Source organism: Kitasatospora sp. NPDC059803 (assembly GCF_042732255.1).
Classification (GTDB): Bacteria; Actinomycetota; Actinomycetes; order Streptomycetales; family Streptomycetaceae; genus Kitasatospora.
This window is the reverse complement of the sequence record NZ_JBHWIJ010000420.1, coordinates 1,010-5,647: the sequence shown is the minus strand read 5'-3', so window position 1 is coordinate 5,647 and position 4,638 is coordinate 1,010. Positions and strand designations below refer to the sequence as shown.

The 4,638-nt window shown below is 72.6% G+C and carries 3 protein-coding genes; 2 read left to right on the top strand and 1 reads right to left on the bottom strand.

Annotated elements, in window-relative coordinates; genetic code table 11:
- Positions 1-35: 35 nt before the first annotated feature.
- Entirely contained in the window at positions 36-233 is a 198-nt protein-coding gene (locus ACFV6I_RS37105; RefSeq protein WP_159398428.1) for a hypothetical protein, read from the bottom strand.
- 401 nt (positions 234-634) lie between these two features.
- Between ACFV6I_RS37105 and ACFV6I_RS37100 the strand changes: the two genes are divergently transcribed.
- On the top strand, positions 635-1,594 hold the full coding sequence (locus ACFV6I_RS37100) for a LysR family transcriptional regulator (protein ID WP_063347594.1): 960 nt from the start codon (positions 635-637) through the stop codon (positions 1,592-1,594).
- Between the two features lie 258 nt (positions 1,595-1,852).
- On the top strand, positions 1,853-4,534 hold the full coding sequence (locus ACFV6I_RS37095; protein ID WP_380430439.1) for a collagenase: 2,682 nt from the start codon (positions 1,853-1,855) through the stop codon (positions 4,532-4,534).
- Positions 4,535-4,638 lie beyond the last annotated feature (104 nt).

Below are 4,638 nucleotides of genomic sequence, written 5' to 3'. Positions count from 1 at the left end.
GGTGCCGCCTCCTCTGCCGTTCCGGTGCGGGACGGTCAGGGCCGGTTGTGCTCCTCCTCGTCGGCGCTGTGCGGAAGGTCGATCCCGTGCTGGGCGGCGAGCCGGAGCAGTCCGGCGATCCGGCCCTCGTACGCCTGGACGCCGTCGGCGTCCCCTTCGGCCCGGGCCGCTGCGAGGTCCCGGCGGGCCTGGGCGAGCTGCTCGCGCAGCTCCTGGTCGAACATGGCTGTCATTGCCGGCCTCCAGACCGGTCGGTGCCGCTCCGCGGAACGCTCAGGAGAGTTCAGAGTCTCGGAAGGTGAAGAACTCTTCAAGTCTCGCTCGCCCCGGCGGGGCGGCGTCGGGCGGCGTCGGGCGGGGTGGCGGGTGCGGGCCGGGCGGGGTGGCGGGTGCGGGCCGGGCGGTCGCCGGGGTGCGGGTCAGGGAGTGGTCAGGGGGACGCAATGCGCCGGTAAAGGCGGTTGCCGACGCCGCCGTTCGGCTCCCGGAGGGGGCTTGACGAGGTGATTCGCGCGGGGCGAAGGTGAGCGGCCGACATGTCATGTGTGCTGTTGCACAGCCACCGCCGGGGCCGCACCCTCCCGCCCGGAGCGGTCGGCCGGGAGGGTGCGGCCCTTGCGTGAGGGGGAGGGTCATGGAGCTGGAACTGCGGCACCTTCGCGTGCTGTGCGCCATCGCCGACACCGGGAGCGTCGGCAGGGCCGCCGTCCTGCTCGGCGCCTCGCAGCCCGCGACCAGTACGCAACTGCGCCGGATCGAACGCCACCTGGGCGCGCCGCTGTTCGAGCGCACGGCCGTGGGCGTCGCGCCGACCTGCTTCGGCGTCGAGGTGGTGGCCGCCGCGCGCGACCTCCTCACCCGCGCCGACTGCCTCGGCCGCCGCCCGGCGGCCCCCGGCGAGCCGGCCCGCCAGGAGCTGCGCCTGGCCGCGACCATCTCGCCGATCCTGCCCGGACTGGTCACCAGGGCCCGGCACCAGCGGCCCGACCAGCGCTTCACGGTGACCTCCGTCTACCGCTCGTCGGACATCGTCGACCTGCTGGAGCAGGGCGACGCGGAGGCCGCCGTGGCCGTCGACTACCCGGGCCGGGAACTGCGCCACTCGCCGGCCGTCGCGCACCGCGGCATCGTCACCGAGCCCGCCTTCGTCGCACTCCCGGCGGGCCACCGGCTCCGGCACCGCACCGAGATCGCCCTGGTGGACCTGGCCGAGGAGGACTGGTTCCTCACCCCCGACGACGGGGCCGGCTGGCACGGCGTGTTCTACGGCGCCTGCGCCGCGGCGGGCTTCACCCCGGCGACCGTCCACGAGTTCCTCGGCGGCCGGCTGGAGCTGCAGGAGATGATCTCCGCCGGGCTCGGGATCTCCGTCGTCCAGGCGACCACCAGGCCGCTGGCCGAAGTGGTGGTCAAGCCGCTCGCCGGGACGCCGATCTGGGTCCGCCACCTGCTGGCCTGGCGGGCCGCCGGGGTGAGCGGCGAGGTCGTGGAGACGCTGTTCGGCGCGGCGGCCGCGGCCTACCGGGACCTGATCGCCAGTTCGCCGACCTTCCAGGCCTGGGCGGCGCGGACGTACCGGCCGGTCCGGCCGTAGGGAGGCCGGGTCGGGGGGTGGGACGGTCGGGTTCGGCGGTGGGGCGGCCGGGTCGGGCGGTGGGGCGGCCGGGTCGGGCGGTGGTGCGAGGCGGGGGCGGGCGGTCGGTCCCGGTGGGGCGGTGTTATGCCGGACGCGGTAGATGTCATATGACCTGTGACATTGTTCTGGCGGGTCGCCCGATGGCAGGATCACGTCGACTTCCCCCATGCCTCGGCAGTCGTCCAGTCGCCTCCCCCACAGGAGAAGGACCCCGCAGTGCGCCTTCGCATACCCCTCCCCACGCTCATGGCCGGCGTCGTCGCCGGCTGTGCCACCGCCGCCACCCTGCTGCCGGTCCCCGCGCTCGCCGCGTCCGGACCGGCCGCCCAGCCGCCGGCCGGCGCCCGGTCGTCCGCCGCCGCCCCGGCGTCGGCCGACGCCGCGTCGGCCGTCCCGAAGCCGCTGGGGGCCTTCCTCGCGGCCGATCCCTCCGAGGCCGCCGCCCCCGCCGCCAAGCCGCTGTCGCCGGCGCTGCTGGGCCAGGTCGTGATGGGCCAGCCGGCCGGCACCGCCGTGCAGACCGCGCCCCGTCCGGCCCAGCCGCACGCGCCCGCGGCCAAGCCGGGCAACTCCGCGGCCCAGCCGGGCAGTTCCGCCCGCGCCGCTGCCGGTTCGGCCGGTGCCGCCGCTGGTACGGCCCGCGCCGCCGCTGGTACGGCCGGTGCCGCCGCGCCGAGTTGCACCCCCGCCGACTTCGGCGGGCGCAGCGGTGCCGACCTGGTCTCCTTCCTCGAAGGCTCGACCACGGACTGCGTGAACACGCTGTTCAACGTCACCGGCACCGACGCGGGCAGGATCTTCAAGGAATCCCAGATGCTCACCGTCGCCAACGCCTACCAGGGCCTGGCGGCGAACTACACCGGGGACAACTCCACCGGCATCCTGCAGCTCGTGCTCTTCCTGCGGGCCGGGTACTACGTCCAGTCCAACAACGCGGACGCGGTCGGCCCCTACGACGCGGCGCTCACCAGTGCCTCCAAGGCCGGGCTCGACGCCTTCTTCGCGGGCCGGCACTGGACCGACGTCACCGACAACAACGGCACCGTGCTCAACGAGGTGCTGGTCCTGACCGACAGCGCCAACGTGCAGGGCAGCTACCTGGGCGTCTACAAGCAGGTGCTGACCAGCTACAACAACTCGTACAACGCCTTCCCGAAGATGCTCAAGGCGGTCAACGCCGTGCTGTCCGCGCCGCTGTGGCGGGGCAACTGGAACAGCGACTTCGTCAGCGCGGTCGGCGCCGACCCGAGCATCGGCACCGTCCTGGGCGACTTCGCGCTCAACCACAAGGACCTGCTCGGCACCGCCAACGCCTACCTCGACGTCAACGCCGGCAACGACCTCGGCCGGATGGCCGGCGACGGCCCCGTCGTCGAGGCCGCGGTCAAGGGGAAGGTCAAGGCGGTGCTCGACGGCGCCCAGATCACCGGCGTCACCGGCCCGTTGTACGTCCACACCGCCTACCAGGCCAACGCCTTCGACCCCGGCCAGTGCTCGTACTACGGCACCTGCGACCTGCCGGCGAAGCTGACCGCGGCGGTGCTGCCGAACCAGCTGGTCTGCGACAACCGCACCATCCTGACCGAGTCGCTGTCGCCCGCCGACCTGGCCGCCGTCTGCACCAGCCTGCGCGGCGAGGACACCTTCTTCCACAACCTGGTGAAGGACAACGGCCCGGTCAACCCGTACGGCAAGAACATGACCCTCGCGGTCTTCGCCAACCAGGCCGACTACCTGAACTACTCCTGGGCGATCTTCGGGAACTCCACCGACAACGGCGGCCAGACCGTCATGGACCCGACCGACCCCAACAACCACGCCGTGTGCGTGATGTACCAGAAGTCGTGGAACGACGGCTTCACCGCCAACGTGTGGAACCTCAACCACGAGTACACGCACTACCTCGACGGCATCTACGACATGAAGGGCAACTTCTCCACCGAGATCTCCGTGCCCGACATCTGGTGGATCGAGGGCGTCGCCGAGTACGAGTCCTACGCCTACCGCGGCACCACCGACACCCAGGCGATGGCCGAGGCCGCCAAGCACACCTACAAGCTCAGCACCGTCTTCCAGAACACGTACGGCAACTCGGACTCGGTGCGCACCTACCCGTGGGGCTACCTCGCCGTCCGGTACATGTTCGAGAAGCACCCGGCCGACGTCTACGCCATGCTCGGCCACTTCCGCACCGGTGACTACCAGGGCGGCTACGCGGTCTACAACGGCATCGGCACCGGCTACGACGCCGACTTCGACGCCTGGCTCGACGGCTGCGCCGCCGGCGCCTGCTACGCGGCCGGTCCGACCGCGCTGTTCGGCCAGGCCGTCAACGGCGCCACCGTCACGCTGACCGACAAGTCCGTCCAGACCGGCCCCGGCCAGATCACCGCCTGGCACTGGACCTTCGGCGACGGGACCTCCTCCGACCAGCGGAACCCGAGCCACGGCTACGCCGCCGCGGGCACGTACACCGTCGCCCTGACCGTCACCGACGCCACCGGCAGGACCGCCAGCACCCCGGCCTCGGTCACCGTCACCACCGGCACCGGCGGCGGCACCACCCTGCCGACCTGCACCGACCCGCGCACCGACGCGCTCGGCCAGAACTGCTCCCGGTCCAACCTCACCGCCACCGCCGGCGGGCTCGACTACCTGTACGTCTACCTGCCGGCCGGCGTCAGCACCCTGAAGATCAGCACCTCCGGCGGCACCGGCATCGCGTACCTGTACTACAACGCGGACACCTGGGCCTCGCCGAACGCCTTCACCGCCTCCTCCACCAACGCCGGCAGCACGCAGAGCATCACCGTCACCAACCCGACGGCCGGCTACCGCTACATCAGCCTCTACGCCAACACCGACTTCAGCGGGGTGACGGTCAGCACCCAGTTCTGATCCGGACCCGCGTTCGCTCCCGGGCGGGGGCGCCCGCGGGTCCACTCCGGGGGGGGGGGGGTGGGGCGGGGGGGGGGTGTGAGTGCGGGGGTCGGTGTGTGTGG